The sequence below is a fragment of the Streptacidiphilus sp. MAP5-3 genome, assembly GCF_041262505.1.
Lineage (GTDB): Bacteria > Actinomycetota > Actinomycetes > Streptomycetales > Streptomycetaceae > Streptacidiphilus.
Genome location: NZ_JBGCCL010000057.1, coordinates 1 through 13,324, shown reverse-complemented (window position 1 = coordinate 13,324; position 13,324 = coordinate 1). Strand labels below are relative to the sequence as shown.

The window sequence follows — 13,324 nt, the reverse complement described above, 5'->3', positions numbered from 1 at the left end:
CGCCCCCCCCCCCCCCCCCGCCCCCCGCCCCCCCCCCCCCCCGGCGCCCCCCCCCCCCCCCCCCCCCCCCCCCCCCCCCCCCCCGGGCCGCGCTCCCGCGCCCATCGGGCAGGCGTCACCGCGCTCGCCGTCGCGGCGGTCGCGGCCGTCGCTGCGGCGTTCGCGACCGTGCCCCTCCTGCGGGAGAGCCTGGCCACCCTCGGGCATCTGACGTGGTGGTGGGTCGTGCTCGCGATCCTCGCCGAGTTCGGCTCGATGACCGCGTTCGCGCGCAGCCAGCGCCGCCTGCTCCCGTGGCGCGGACTGCTGCTGGCCTACTGCCTGGCCAAGACCGCCGGCAGCCTCGGTGTGACCCCGGGCGGCGTCGGCATCGTCGAGGCAACCCTGGCGACCGCCCTGACCGCCCTGACCGCCGCCGGCATGCCCGCCAACCAGGCCCTGCCCGCCGTCCTCGTCTACCGCCTGATCAGCTTCTGGCTGCTCCTGGCCGTCGGCTGGACCGTCCTCGCCCTGCTGACCCGCCACACCGGTCCGCCCGACCCGCCTGGCTGAGCCGTCGTCACATCCCCACCTACGCGAGCATGTCCGCCGGGCCGCCCGGGGCGGGGGCCGCGCCGGGGGCGATGCCGAGGACGTGGTCGAGGTAGGGGTTGGCGAAGACGCCCGTCGGGTCGACCTTGTCGCGGAGGGCGACGAAGTCGTCGAAGTGCGGGTAGCGGGTGCGCAGGACGTCGGCGTCGAGGCTGTGCATCTTGCCCCAGTGCGGCCGTCCGCCGAAGGAGCCGAGGATGGACTGGCAGGCCTCGAAGTACCGGCGGTGCGGCATCCGGTGGTACTGGTGGAAGGCTATGTAGCAGCTCTCGCGGCCGTGCGCGGTGGACAGCCAGATGTCGTCGGGCGCGGTGAACCGGACCTCCAGCGGGAAGGAGATCCCCTCGCCGCTGCCGTCGACCCAGCGCTTGATCTCGCGCAGCGCCGAGGCCGCGTGCTCGCGCGGGATGGAGAACTCGCCCTCGCGGAACCGGACATCACGGGCCGAGGCGAACACCTTGTAGGAGACGTCGGTCCACTGACGGCCCGACATGGCCCGTGCCGCGAACCGGGCTATGGGCGGGACCAGGGCCGGAAACCGCGTCCCCAGCCGGTTCAGCGCCTCGAACCCCTGCCCGCTGAGCGCCTCGTCCAGCTTCCTGCCGAACTCCGGGATCGGCTGCAACGGCACGTCCCCGGGGAGCCGCTGGAACCTGCGGGTCAGCGTCGTCGCGCTGTGCGGGAACCAGAAGAACTCGAAGTGGTCGTTGCTCTCCGCGAGTTCGTCGATCCGGCCGAGCGTCTCGGCCACCGGCATCTGCGCGTCGTGGGCGCGCAGCGCGAAGCGCGGGACGCACTGCAAGGTCACCTCGGTGATCATCCCGAGCGCGCCGAGCCCGACCCGGGCGGCGGCGAACAACTCCGGCCGCACGTCCGGCGAGCAGCGGACCACCTCGCCGTCGGCCAGGACCAGTTGCAACGCGCGCAGCTGCGTCGAGATACTGCCGAAGCGGACTCCGGAGCCGTGCGTGCCGGTCGAGACCGCCCCGGCGACGGTCTGCCGGTCGATGTCGCCGAGGATCTCCATCGCCAGCCCGTGCTCGGCGAGCAGCGGATTGAGCTTCCACAGCGGCATCCCCGCGCCGACGGTGACCAGCCCGGAGGCGGCGTCGACCGAGACCAGCGCGTCGAGCCCGTCCAGCCGCAGCTGCACGCCAGGGGCGACGGCGGCCGGGGAGAACGAGTGCCCGGCGCCGACGGCCTTGACCCGCCGACCGTCCCGCACCGCGCCCGCGACCGCGTCGGCGACCTGCGTCACGTCCGTCGGACGCAGCACCCGCGCCGGACGTGCCTGCTGGTTGCCGGCCCAGTTGCGCCACTCGCTCGTCATGCCGGAGTCCTCCCAGGTCTTGACGGGATCAGTCCGATGGGATCGGTCCTCCGCACGGCACGCGAAGGGAAAAGCACACCGTGCGGAGGAACAGAAGAGAGCGTGGACTTGGTCAGGTGTCCAAGTCAAGAGGTTCCGAGACCTTGACTTGGACACCTGACCAAGTTCTATCCCGGCAGCCGGAGTCCGTGGGATAGGTTTCCTTCACCGAACCGAACCGAACCCGACCGAGCCGACATGCCGGCCTGACGCACCGAACCAACCCGCCCCCCACCGAATCCGGAGTCCGCATGACCCGCCGTTCCGCCGACGAGCGCCGCGAGGAACTGCTGGAGGCCGCGATCCGGGTCATGATCCGCGACGGGGTCGCCGGGGCCACCACCCGCGCCGTCGTCGCCGAGGCCGGACTGCCGCTCGGCGCGTTCCACTACTGCTTCCGCTCCAAGGAGGAGCTGCTCACCAGCGTCGTCGAGCGCATCATGCGCCGCGCGATGGCCCCCGCCACCGCACTGGCCGTGGAGATCGAGGGCGCACCGGTGCCGGAGATCATCCAGGCCACCCTGCGGGCCTACTGGGCGCAGATCGCCGCCAGCCCGGACGAGCACCAACTGACCTACGAGCTCACCCAGTACGCCATGCGTCAGCCGGGCCTCACGGAGGTGGCGCGCCGTCAGTACCGGCACTACCTCGACGTCTACCGCCAGTCGCTGGAGGCCACCGCCCAGTTGGCCGGTGTCGAGTGGGCACTGCCGCTGCCGGTACTGGCCCGTTACGGCCTCAGCGTCCTGGACGGCCTCACCCTGCACTGGTTGATCGACCGCGACGACGCCGAGGCCCACGCGGCGCTCGACGCCTACGCCGCCCACCTGGCCGCCCTGACCCGCCCGTTGGCCGACTGACTGCCCTGCTTCACTGACGATACGTCAGAGTCCGGCCGTGGCCCGGAAGGTGAGTCCGGCGACGACCGCGCCGAGCAGCGCGCCCACCATGGTCTGCGCCACCGTGTGATCCCTGAGCACCACGCGGGACCAGGCGATCAACCCGACCACGAGGTACCCGAGCGCCCACCACGCGCCGAGCGCGACGCCCAGCATCGCCACCGCACCGCCGGAGACGGCCGTGTGCAGGGAGACCTTCCACTTCAGCACCGCGGTGATGACGATGATCGGAACCAGGGTCGCGAACATCGCCAGAATCATCGCGATCAGTTCGCGCGGCGCGCCGAGCACGGCCATCAGCACCAGCCCGACCACCACCGACACCAGCACCACGGGCAGCACCTTCGCCCGCTTGGCCCGATCCCCGACGTAGCGGTCGGCGACCTTGCCGCGCCGCATCGCCAGCGTGATGATCCCCTGCGGGATCACCCCGGCGAACACCGCCGCGAACAGCGCCCAGCCGACCCCTGCCCAGCCGTGCCGGACGGCCCCGACCAGCACCAGCACGCCGACGATCACGTTCTGCGGATCCAACACCCGCGTCACACCCCGCGCCCAGAGCGGCGCGTCGTGCGGCACCTCCTGCGATGCATCCTGCGGCGATGCGTCGGCCGGCGCGTCGTCGGGTGCGCCCTGCCGGGCGGGCTGCTGCTTGTCGATCGTCGTCACCGGGCGAGTTTCGCACAGCCGTCCGACCGCGCTCTTCACGCCTCCGGCGCGAAGAGGTCGATCAACAGCGCCAGGCGGCGCTCGTGCGCCTCCTCGGGGAGGCGGCCGCTGCGCACCAGCGTGACCAGGCCGTGGAGGCCCGCCCAGAGGGTCTCCGTGAGGATGTCCGACTCCTCGTCAGAAGCCAGCGACTGCACGGTCAGCACCAGTTCGCCGAACCCCTCCCGCAGCGCGGCCGGGGCCTCCGGGGTGGCGAAGGGCAGGTCGACGGTGTGCGTGAACATGGCGTCGTAGAGGGCAGGTCGCCGCCGCGCGAAGGCGGTGTACGTCGTCCCGACCGCGATGAGCGCGGCTCGCGGGCTGCCGGCCCCCAGCCGCGCGGCACGCAGCTCGGCCGCCAGCTCGGCGAAGCCCTCCACGGCGACGGCCGCCATGATGGCGTCCTTGCCCTTGAAATGGCTGTAGAGGACCGGCTGGCTGTACTCGATCTCCGCCGCCAGCCGACGCGTGGTGACCGCGTCCCAGCCCTCGGCCTCGGCGAGCTCCCGCGCCGCCGTGACGATCAACCGCTCGCGCTCCGCTCGTTCGCGCTCCCTGCGCGCCTGAATCGACATGGACAGACTCTAGCACCGCTAGAGTTTCTGTCGAGCTTCGGTCGAACGGTCGCTGTGCAGTCGTGGAGTCGTGGAGCCGCGGCTACCCCTGCGCCGAATCGAACGCCTCGCGGGCCTGCTCCACCAGCGGCAGATGCCCCTCCGACCACTCGGTCAGCGCGGCGAACAGCGGCGCCAGGCTCTGCCCCAGCTCGCTGATCTCGTACTCGACCCGCGGCGGGACCTCCGGGTAGTAGGTGCGCACCACCAGGCCGTCGCGCTCCAGTTGGCGCAGCCGCTGGGTCAGCACCTTGGCCGTGATGCCGCCGATGTTCCGGTGCAGCTCGACGAAGCGCTGCCGGCCGAACTGGTTGAGCGTCCACAGGATCGGCGTCGTCCACCGGCTGAAGACGATGTCGAGAACCGGCGTGATCGGGCACGCCTGCACCCCACCTCCAGCGGTGTGCACGGGCTTGCCCGGCATCGGGGGGTTCGTCATGGACGCGGTCCGCACAGCCACTCTCCTCAGCGACAGTCACTTTCCTCTAGGTACCTACTTTACTCAGGATGCTAGCTTCAAAAACCGGCGAACCACGACTCATCTCACGTCCCTCACACGTCTCATCGCACCTCTCGTCGCACCTCTCATCGCACGTCCCTCACACGACAAACCATGGAGCTCATCATGATCGTTGTGACCGGATCCACCGGGAACGTCGGCCGTCCGCTCGTCGCCTCGCTCGCCGCGGCGGGCGCGAAGGTCGTGGCCGTATCGCGGCGCGAGACCCCGACCGACCTGCCGGACGGGGTGACCCACGCCCGCGCCGACCTGGCCGACTTCGAGAGTCTTCGCCCGGTCCTCGACGGCGCGGAGGCACTCTTCCTCCTCCTGGCGGGCGAACTCAACGGGCCGGGCGAGCCGGCCGACGTGCTGCTCGCCACGGCGCGTGACGCCGGCGTCACGCGAGTCGTGCTGCTCTCCTCGCAGATCAACGAGACCCGGCCGGAGGCCCTCTCCCACGTACGGCTGCGGGAGTTCGAGGCAGCGGTGCGCAACTCCGGTCTGCAGTACACGATCCTGCGCGCGGGCGGCTTCGCCTCCAACGCCTACGCCTGGGCGGAGTCGGTCCGCGAGCGACGCACCGTCTTCGCCCCGTTCGGGGACGTGGCCCTCCCGGTCGTCGACCCGTCCGACATCGCGGCCGCGGCCGGCGCCGTCCTGTGCGAGGACGGCCATCACGGGCGCACCTACGTCCTGACCGGCCCGGAGCCGATCACCCCGCGCGACCAGGCCGAATCCCTCGCCACCGCCCTCGGCGAGCCGGTCGCCTTCGTCGAACTGACTCGTAGTCAGGCACGGGACCACCTCTCGCGGTTCATGCCGGAGGCGGTCATCAACGGCACCCTCGACATCCTCGGCCGCCCCCTCCCCCAGGAACAGCAGGTCAGCCCCGACATCCGCCGCATCCTCGGCCGCCCCGCCCGCCCCTTCTCCGCCTGGGCCACGGCCAACCTCCCGGCCTTCAGGTAGCAGCAGAAAGCCCCCTGCCGTCCGGCGTCGGCTTCCGAACGCGGAGCCACGACGCTCGCGCAGCGTGGCATGCACCCCACAGCTGCCCCTCTCGGACACCACTCCGATCCCGGCCCTGCTCAGATCCCCAGGACGCGCGCCTTCGCGGCGGAGAGTTCCTCATCGGAGAGCACGCCCTGCTCATGCAGGCGGGCCAGGCGTTCGAGGCTGCTGATGTCCGCCTCGGTCAGACCCGGGCGCGCTTGTACGGGTGGTGACGGGACGTCCGCCGGGACCGGGGCCGGGCTCTGGGCGGCCTGCTGGGCCGCCGCCTGTTCACCCTGGCGTCTGGCCACTCGCCCCGACACCGCTGTCGCCGTTCCTGCGACGACCGCCGTGCGAGCCGCCAGACCAACGACGCCGGGACGTCCGGCGCGAGCAACTGGGCGACGCAACATGGTTGTTCCTCCTTCAGTGCAAGGCCCGCGGCAACGATCTGTCGCGCTGTCGCGTCTCACACGTCGGCCTCCCTCAACGCCTGCGCGAAGACAGGCGCCGGTATCCGCTCGTGCTGGACCAGCAGACCTCCGGCTCGCTGGATGGCGGCGGCGATCCCGGCGGCCCAGGTGTTCTCCCAGACGAGCAGGGCAGCAGCGGAGCCGGGGACGATGTCCTCAGCGATCGTGGCGAGGTCCTCCTCGCTGAACAGGCCGTCTATCTCACCGTCGACGGAGTCGAAGGCCGAGGCCTCCTCAGGGTCGAGTGCATCAAGCTCGACATAGGTGACAGTGCCGTCGTTGTCCTTCTTGATGAACGTCAGATCGAGTATCCGGACGGTGCCGTTCTCCACGAGGCGATTCACCTCCGGGACGATCTCACCGTTGAACCGGTTTCCGGGGAACGCGATGACGATGTACTCGACCGGGCCGACATCCATGCCGTTTGCTCCTTTCGCACAGCGGTCGCGGGTCGCGTCAGGCGAGGATCTTGGCCTTGGCTTGCTCGTACTCCTCGTCAGTGAGGTCGCCCTGTTTCTTCAGTTCGGCGAGCCGGGCCAGCTCATCCGTGCTGCTGGTCTGGGTCGCGGCGGAGCGGACGTAGGCCTGGAACGCCTGCTGACTCTGCTGAGCCCGCTGGAGCTCCCGCTCATGCATTCCCGTGCCGCGGGCGAGGAGATACACGAAGACACCGAGGAACGGCACGATGACCACGAGGATCGTCCAAAGGGTCTTTCCGCCGCCGTGGAGCTCGTGGTCACGGAAGATGTCTCCGATGACGCGGAACAGGAGCATGAACCACAGGAGCCAGAGGAAGATGATCATGATCGTCCAGAAGACGCTCAGCAGTGGGTAGCCCGAAGCCAGATTCATCAGCGCATCGTTCATGTCTTCGCTCCTGCCTGACGTACCTCACGTTGCGACGTTGCGGTCGTGAGGGTTCCGAGCCCAGCGTGCGCAGGCGTCTCGTCAAGCCGCTTCACCCCGAGCGGGTGAGGATCAGCGAGATGGTGCGCGGTGCCCCCGCGTGCCCCCGCGTGCTCGCGCGGGCTCGCGCGGGCGGTGCGCTTGGCCGTCGGGATCGGGGCGTCGTCGAAGCCGTAGCGCATGCTCACGCCCTTGAGCGGGTACTGCGTGTACCCCTGGACGCCGGGCTGGTGCTTTCAGGCTGAGAGGCGTTGAGTGGAAGGAGTCGCTTCTGCGGCGCCTCCTCTCATCAATCCCGTGGCCCTATGCAGACCCTCGTAGCACCTGACGCCCCGGATCCCCCGCGACCCCGGCGGGCGGCGCCGTCGGGTGACCCGATGCTCGCGGCCAGGTTCACCGTCCCGGGACCCCCGAAGATCCTCGTTCGCCGTCCCGCCTTGCTGGAACAGCTCACCGCCGGGGTGCGCGGGCCGCTCTGCCTGGTCAACGGCCCGGCAGGTGCGGGAAAGACGGTCCTCGCCGCCAACTGGATCTCCGACGGCCTCTCCCCCTACCGGACCGCGTGGCTGACCGTGGAACCGGGCGACGCCCCCGGCGTCTTCTGGGCCTACGTGCTGGAGGCCTTCCACCGGTTCGACGCGCAGTTGCCGCCCGACGTGGGCCGACCCACCCGCGCCGAGGGTGTGGACGGATCGCTCCTGGCGCGTCTCGCCGACGGACTGGCCCAGCGGGCGGACCCGGTGGTGCTGGTGCTCGACCAGTTCGACGCGGCCGGCGCACCCGAGATCACCGCCGGTCTGCAGTTCGTGCTCGGCCATGCCGGCCAGGGCCTGCGCCTGCTGCTCACCAGCCGGACCGACTCGCTGCTGCCGCTCCACCGCTACCGGGCAGCCGGCGAGATCGCCGAGATCCGCAACGCGGACCTGAGGTTCACCGTCGCGGAGACCGCTGTGCTGCTGCACGAGCACGGGCTGGAGATCTCGGACGAGGGCATCCTGCTGCTGATCGACCGCACCGAAGGCTGGGCGGCCGGACTGCGCCTGTGCGCGCTGGCGATGCAGCGCAGCGCCGACCCCGAGGCGTTCGTCCGCCGGTTCGCCGCGGACCGCACCGCCATCGCCGACTACCTCCTGACCGAGGTCCTCGGCGAACAGCCGGCGGCAACCCAGGACCTGCTGCTTCGGGTCAGCGTCGGTGACCGGGTCCACCCCGCCCTCGCCGACGTCCTGACCGGCCGCGACGACGCTGCCTGGACGCTGGCCAGGCTGGCCCGCGCCAATGCCTTCGTGGAGCAGATCGACGAATCGGCCTGGTACCGGCTGCATCCCCTGTTCGCCGAAGTCCTCCGCGCGCACTTGCGGCACCGCTCCCCCGGCCTCGAGCCCGAACTGCACGCGAGGGCGGCGCGCTGGTTCGCCCGGACCGGACGGCTCACCGACGCCGTGGCGCAGGCGGCCGCTGCGGCCGACTGGCAGTTCGCAGCCACCCTCCTGGTCGAGAACCTGGTGATCGTCCGGCTTTTCACCGGGCTGGACACCGAACGCCTGCGCCACGCGTTCGCCGGCATGCCCCAGGACCTGTCGGGCACACCGACGGCGCTGGTCGGCGCAGCCTGTCGCCTGGCCGATCAGGACCTCGTCGGCGGCACCAGCGGACTACGCAGCGCCGACGCAACCCTCCACGGCGGAGCCGACCCTGCGGCCCTGCTCAGCCGCGCGTTCGTCGGCGTCCTGGCCGGTCGGCTGGGCGGCGATCTGAGCGCCACCCGGCATTCGGCAGCCGACGCCGAAAAGCTGCTCGACGCCCTCCCGCAGCCCCCACTCGACCAGCATCGCCAGATCCGGGCGATGGTGCTGGCCGGTCTCGGCGCCGCGGAACTCGACGCCGGACACCTCGAACGCGCGGGGGCCGAGCTCACCGCTGCCGTCGAGGCGTGCGCGAGCCCGGGGACGGAGGTACCGCTCTGCGATTCGCTGGGATCCCTCGCCCTGGTGGAGCTGCTGCGCGGGCACCTGCGACCGGCGGAGCGGCACGCGCGCGAATCACTCACCGTCGCCGAACAGTCCGCCCTGCCGAAGACCCGCCGATCAGGTCTCGACCACCTCGTCCTCGCAGGTGTCGCGACCGAACACAACGACCTCGCAGCCGCCCAGAGCCACCTCGACCTGGCGGCGGCCTCCGCAGGAGCAGGGAGCGAACCCATCGCCACAGTCGAGGCCGCCGTCATCGGTGCCAGGCTGGCGACCGCCGCAGGCGACTGGGAGGGAGCACTCACCGCCGTCCGCACCGTCGCCTCGGCGGCATCCCCCCTGCATCTGTCCGCGTGGACGGTCGACGAACTGGCCATCGCGGAGTCCCGGGCGCATCTGGCGCACGGCGATACGGGTGCAGCCCTCGACGCGCTCGACAGCGCCCCTTCCGATCGGCCGGAGCACACGGTGGCCCGGGCCCGCGCACTGCTGGCCGCAGGCCACAGCGACCGCGCTCTCCTGCTGTTGGCCGGCCTGTCCGAGCAGGGATCCGTCACCCCGACCGGCCGGACACAGGCGTGCCTGCTCCAGGCTCAGGCTGCCGCAGCGGACGGTTCCACCGAGGACGCGCACCGGTTCCTGCGCACGGCGCTCGGCCTGGCCAGGCAGGAGCAGCTTCGCCGGGTCTTCGTCGAGAGCGGCCCCTGGGTGCGCCGACTGCTACGCCAGCACCCGCAACTGGCGCAGGCGCACAACTGGCTTCCCCTCCACGGCTCCGGGCCCTCGCACGCAGGGGCGGGCGAGCAGCCCGCAATGGTGGAGCCACTGACCGAACGGGAGAGCGCGGTGCTGCGCCAGGCCGCCCAGATGTTGTCCACCGAGGAGATCGCGGCCGAGCTGTACGTCTCCGCGAACACCGTCAAGACCCACCTGAAGAGCATCTACCGCAAGCTGTGCGTCACCCGTCGCAGCGAGGCCGTGCACCGAGCCCAGGACCTCGGGTTGCTCTGAAACGCGGGCGGGGTAACTCGGGCGAGGTAACGCGGGCAGGTTCGCCCGAACCGGGCGATGCAGCGCACCACCGGGGCGACGCACAGTGGTCAGGCAGGGCGGAACGCCATGTCCCCGGCTCCGAGGGAAGTCTCTCGCATGCGCTACGAATTCCGCGTCGCCGACTCCGTGTCCGAGGCGCTCGCCGAAGCCTTCCCCGAGCTCAGCCGTGTTCCCGTGTCCGAACAGACGTTGTTCGTCGGACCCGTGACCGACGAGGCGCACCTGCACGGGCTCCTGGACCGGTTCCAGTCCCTCGGCCTGCGCGTGCTGGAGATGCGGCAACTCCCCGGGTGACGTCACGGATCGGCGGGGGTTCCAGCATCATCTGCAGCGGGTGAGATGCTGCGGCCCGAATCGTTCGATCCTGGATGCATGGCAAAGAATCCTGCTCCAGCTCCCCAGCCCTCGTCGCTGACCCTCAAGGGGCGTCAAGTGCGGCTACGCACGATCGGCATCGCGGTACTGGCGGCGCTGTCGGTCTGGTTCGTGGCGGCGAACACCGAGTCCGTCGCGATCAAGCTCTGGGTCACCACGGTGACGCTTCCCTTGTGGGGCGTGCTGCTGGTGACACTGGTCGTGGGCGCAGTCATCGGCTGGGCGATGGCCCGGCGTCGGGCGAAGCACTGACGAATCGGGCACGCTGGAAGCCGGAGAGCACGGCCGTACGAATCCGACACGGGAGCGATCATGGGGCCGACACGGTTCGGCGACCTGCCCCCTCGCCGACGCCGGCGCCTGATCATCGAAGCGAGCCTGCGCACGACAGTCACCGTCGCCGCGGTCGTGGCCGCCTACTTCCTGATCCCGATGGGCCACGCCGTGAATGCCGTGACCGTGACCGAACTCGTCCTCAGCCTGCTGGCCCTGCTCCTCATCCTGGGCTGGCAGCTCCGCAGCATCACCCAGTCCGACCACCCCGGCATCCGCGCCCTCGAAGCACTCTCCGTCACGTTCCCCGTCTTCATTCTGCTGTTCGCCACCACGTACTTCCTGATGAGCCAGGCGCACGCGGAAGCGTTCGGCCGTCCCCTCACCCGCGTCGATGCCATGTACTTCTCCACCACCGTCTTCACGACCGTGGGATTCGGCGACATCACGGCCAGGACCCAGCCGGCACGGATCCTGGTCACCATCCAGATGGTGCTGGACCTCGTCGTCCTTGGGGTGGTGGTCCGACTGGTCATCAACGCCGTCAAGATCGGTCAGCGACGGACCCGCTGAAGGCGACAGGCACAGAGCCGGCCTACCGCGCCGGCAGCCGCGCGACCGCGATCAACAGGGGCGCGATCCTGATCCAGCGCTTGAAGCGGCGCACGAACGCGTCGACCGGTCCTCACCCGTCCAGCCGCCGCCCCTGACGCGTCCATCCGGAGTGACCACCGTCACGGCACGTGTCGATCCCGGTGACCTGCCGCAGGTTGCCCCAAGCTGAGCGGACACGATTGTTCCCGCAGCGCGATTGGGGGTCCACGCCGTGACCGACGGAAGCAGACGGCGGTGCCCGGCCGCGCCGGCTGGAACTCCGGCGGGACACGGACGCCCTGACACCGCGTTTCGGTGAGCGACACCGCCTGGACGAGAGTCGCAGTGGCCGGGGTCATCGCCGCCTATGCGCTCGCGTCACGCCGGTTGGCCGGCACACCGGTGTCCGCCGCCATGGTGTTCGTCGGCTCCGGGATCCTGATCGGGCCGGTGGGCCTGGACCTCATCAACCTCCCGCACGACAGCGAGCAGCTCCGCACCCTGGTGGAAGCCGCCCTGACCCTGGTGCTGTTCACCGACGCGACGACGGTGCGCCCGGCAGACCTGCGCAGCGGCGGCGCGCTGCCCGGACGCCTGCTGTCGGTCGGACTGATTCTCACCATCGGGGCGGGCTGGCTGCTGGCCTGGCCGCTTCTTCCCGGACTGACGGTATGGGAGTTGGCGTTGGTGGGCGCGATCCTCGCACCGACCGACGCGGCACTCGGCAAGAGCGCCATCTCCGATCCCCGCGTCCCGGGCCTGGTGCGTCAGGCCCTGAATGTGGAGAGCGGACTGAACGACGGCATGGTGCTGCCCTTCTTCGTGCTCTTCCTGGGTGCCATCCCGGGCACCTCCTACGCGCACGAGGGCCTGGCCGGGTCGTTCTGGCGCGCCCTGCTGCTCAGTCCCGCTCTCGGCCTGGCGGTCGGAGGCGTCGGTGGCCGACTGCTGACGGTGTCGAACGACCGCGGCTGGGTCACTCCGGAATGGCGTCAGATCTACGTTCTCGCAGCAGCCGCAGGCACATACACGCTGGCCGCGGTCACCCACGGAAGCGGCTTCATCGCGGCGTGGGTGGCGGGCTTCGCTTTCGCATACGCCCTACGGAGCAACGTACGGAGCGACGTACGCAGCAACGCATCCTCGACGGTTGAGGTGGCCCACACGACCGAGTTGGCCGAAGACCTCGGCGGCCTGCTGGCGATGCTCAGCCTGTTGGTCTTCGGCGCCGTGATGCTCGGCCCGCTCTGCAGCACCTCAGCTGGCGGATCGTCGGATACGCCGTGCTCAGCCTCACCGTGGTGAGAATGCTTCCGGTCGCGGTCGCCCTGGTCGGAACCAGGCTGAAATCGCCGACGGTGGCCTACGTAGGCTGGTTCGGCCCGCGGGGCCTCGCCTCGGTCGTGTTCGGCCTCCTGGTCGCCGAGGAACACATCCACGGCGTGGATCTGCTCAGCCAGGTGGTCGCCATCACCGTCGGGCTCAGCGTGCTGCTCCACGGGACGTCAGCAGCAATGCTCGCCGCTCGCTACGGACGCTGGTACGAACGGGCCGCCGCCGACCCCGACCTCCGGGAGAGCACCGATGCACCAGACGCACCGCGACGCCGCCGAGTTGGCCCGCTCGGACAACCCGAAGGCTGAGCCGTCCAGTGCCCATGGAGACCCCCGACCCAACGAGGGCGAACCCACGACCCCGTCCACCAGGCGGCACACCGAGCGAGCTCGGTGGTGCTCCTGGCCCTCCTGGTCCTCTCCGGGCTCATCGCCGCCACGATCACCACCGGGTCACACTGACCGCGACCCCGACCTTCCTGCCGTGCGTGCTGCGCCACGCCGCCCGACCCCGGCTCGAAGCCGCGCGGAACCATCAGATCCCGGTAGTGGCTTCGGCTCTGCCCTCTTTCACGGCGGTCTGGAAGGCGGCGAAGTCGGCTTCGTTCTGGTCGGCGTAGGTTTCGGCGAAGTCCGCGATGGCGTGGTCGAACCGGTTCGAGCCACCGAG

The 13,324-nt window shown here is 70.7% G+C and carries 17 protein-coding genes; 9 read left to right on the top strand and 8 right to left on the bottom strand.

Features of this window, described 5'->3' with window-relative positions:
• Positions 1-168: 168 nt before the first annotated feature.
• Positions 169-552: a lysylphosphatidylglycerol synthase domain-containing protein gene (locus ABH928_RS36250; RefSeq protein ID WP_370073009.1), complete on the top strand. Its 384-nt coding sequence runs from the start codon at positions 169-171 to the stop codon at positions 550-552.
• A gap of 19 nt (positions 553-571) precedes the next feature.
• Here ABH928_RS36250 and ABH928_RS36245 read toward each other — a convergent pair whose 3' ends face one another.
• Complete coding sequence (locus tag ABH928_RS36245; protein ID WP_370073008.1) at positions 572-1,921, bottom strand: D-arabinono-1,4-lactone oxidase; 1,350 nt, start codon at positions 1,919-1,921, stop codon at positions 572-574.
• Positions 1,922-2,211: 290 nt separating this feature from the next.
• Between ABH928_RS36245 and ABH928_RS36240 the strand changes: the two genes are divergently transcribed.
• Positions 2,212-2,820, top strand: coding sequence for a TetR/AcrR family transcriptional regulator (locus tag ABH928_RS36240; RefSeq protein WP_370073006.1), 609 nt, complete (start codon positions 2,212-2,214; stop codon positions 2,818-2,820).
• A gap of 24 nt (positions 2,821-2,844) precedes the next feature.
• Here ABH928_RS36240 and ABH928_RS36235 read toward each other — a convergent pair whose 3' ends face one another.
• The 3 genes from ABH928_RS36235 to ABH928_RS36225 form a co-directional block, all read right to left on the bottom strand.
• The gene (locus tag ABH928_RS36235; protein ID WP_370073005.1) at positions 2,845-3,528 is read right to left on the bottom strand and encodes a phosphatase PAP2 family protein; all 684 of its coding nucleotides are present in this window, start codon (positions 3,526-3,528) and stop codon (positions 2,845-2,847) included.
• Between the two features lie 35 nt (positions 3,529-3,563).
• The gene (locus ABH928_RS36230; protein WP_370073004.1) at positions 3,564-4,142 is read right to left on the bottom strand and encodes a TetR/AcrR family transcriptional regulator; all 579 of its coding nucleotides are present in this window, start codon (positions 4,140-4,142) and stop codon (positions 3,564-3,566) included.
• Between the two features lie 82 nt (positions 4,143-4,224).
• Positions 4,225-4,620 carry a winged helix-turn-helix transcriptional regulator gene (locus ABH928_RS36225; protein WP_370073003.1) on the bottom strand — a complete coding sequence of 132 codons (396 nt, stop codon included), beginning with the start codon at positions 4,618-4,620 and terminating at the stop codon, positions 4,225-4,227.
• 186 nt (positions 4,621-4,806) lie between these two features.
• On the opposite strand from ABH928_RS36225, the gene ABH928_RS36220 reads away from it, so the two are divergent.
• On the top strand, positions 4,807-5,652 hold the full coding sequence (locus tag ABH928_RS36220; RefSeq protein ID WP_370073002.1) for an NAD(P)H-binding protein: 846 nt from the start codon (positions 4,807-4,809) through the stop codon (positions 5,650-5,652).
• A gap of 119 nt (positions 5,653-5,771) precedes the next feature.
• Here the strand turns inward: ABH928_RS36220 and ABH928_RS36215 are convergent, their stop codons facing one another.
• The 3 genes from ABH928_RS36215 to ABH928_RS36205 all read right to left on the bottom strand — a co-directional run bounded on the left by ABH928_RS36215 (position 5,772) and on the right by ABH928_RS36205 (position 7,016).
• The gene (locus ABH928_RS36215; protein WP_370073001.1) at positions 5,772-5,987 is read right to left on the bottom strand and encodes an SHOCT domain-containing protein; all 216 of its coding nucleotides are present in this window, start codon (positions 5,985-5,987) and stop codon (positions 5,772-5,774) included.
• 158 nt (positions 5,988-6,145) lie between these two features.
• On the bottom strand, positions 6,146-6,568 hold the full coding sequence (locus tag ABH928_RS36210) for a DUF6325 family protein (protein WP_370073000.1): 423 nt from the start codon (positions 6,566-6,568) through the stop codon (positions 6,146-6,148).
• A 37-nt stretch (positions 6,569-6,605) separates the two neighbouring features.
• Complete coding sequence (locus ABH928_RS36205) at positions 6,606-7,016, bottom strand: SHOCT domain-containing protein (protein WP_370072999.1); 411 nt, start codon at positions 7,014-7,016, stop codon at positions 6,606-6,608.
• Between the two features lie 416 nt (positions 7,017-7,432).
• On the opposite strand from ABH928_RS36205, the gene ABH928_RS36200 reads away from it, so the two are divergent.
• From ABH928_RS36200 to ABH928_RS36175, 6 genes are all read left to right on the top strand, one after another.
• On the top strand, positions 7,433-10,036 hold the full coding sequence (locus tag ABH928_RS36200) for a LuxR C-terminal-related transcriptional regulator (RefSeq protein ID WP_370072998.1): 2,604 nt from the start codon (positions 7,433-7,435) through the stop codon (positions 10,034-10,036).
• Between the two features lie 138 nt (positions 10,037-10,174).
• Entirely contained in the window at positions 10,175-10,372 is a 198-nt protein-coding gene (locus ABH928_RS36195; RefSeq protein WP_370072997.1) for a hypothetical protein, read from the top strand.
• Between the two features lie 78 nt (positions 10,373-10,450).
• Positions 10,451-10,705 carry a LapA family protein gene (locus ABH928_RS36190; protein ID WP_370072996.1) on the top strand — a complete coding sequence of 85 codons (255 nt, stop codon included), beginning with the start codon at positions 10,451-10,453 and terminating at the stop codon, positions 10,703-10,705.
• Between the two features lie 60 nt (positions 10,706-10,765).
• Positions 10,766-11,299: a potassium channel family protein gene (locus ABH928_RS36185; protein WP_370072995.1), complete on the top strand. Its 534-nt coding sequence runs from the start codon at positions 10,766-10,768 to the stop codon at positions 11,297-11,299.
• Positions 11,300-11,635: 336 nt separating this feature from the next.
• The gene (locus ABH928_RS36180) at positions 11,636-12,625 is read left to right on the top strand and encodes a cation:proton antiporter (protein WP_370072994.1); all 990 of its coding nucleotides are present in this window, start codon (positions 11,636-11,638) and stop codon (positions 12,623-12,625) included.
• 2 nt (positions 12,626-12,627) lie between these two features.
• The gene (locus tag ABH928_RS36175) at positions 12,628-12,963 is read left to right on the top strand and encodes a hypothetical protein (protein ID WP_370073011.1); all 336 of its coding nucleotides are present in this window, start codon (positions 12,628-12,630) and stop codon (positions 12,961-12,963) included.
• Between the two features lie 226 nt (positions 12,964-13,189).
• On the opposite strand, the gene ABH928_RS36170 is transcribed toward ABH928_RS36175, so the two are convergent.
• A partial coding sequence (locus tag ABH928_RS36170) for a DUF2252 family protein (protein ID WP_370073010.1) occupies positions 13,190-13,324 on the bottom strand: 135 nt, incomplete at its 5' end.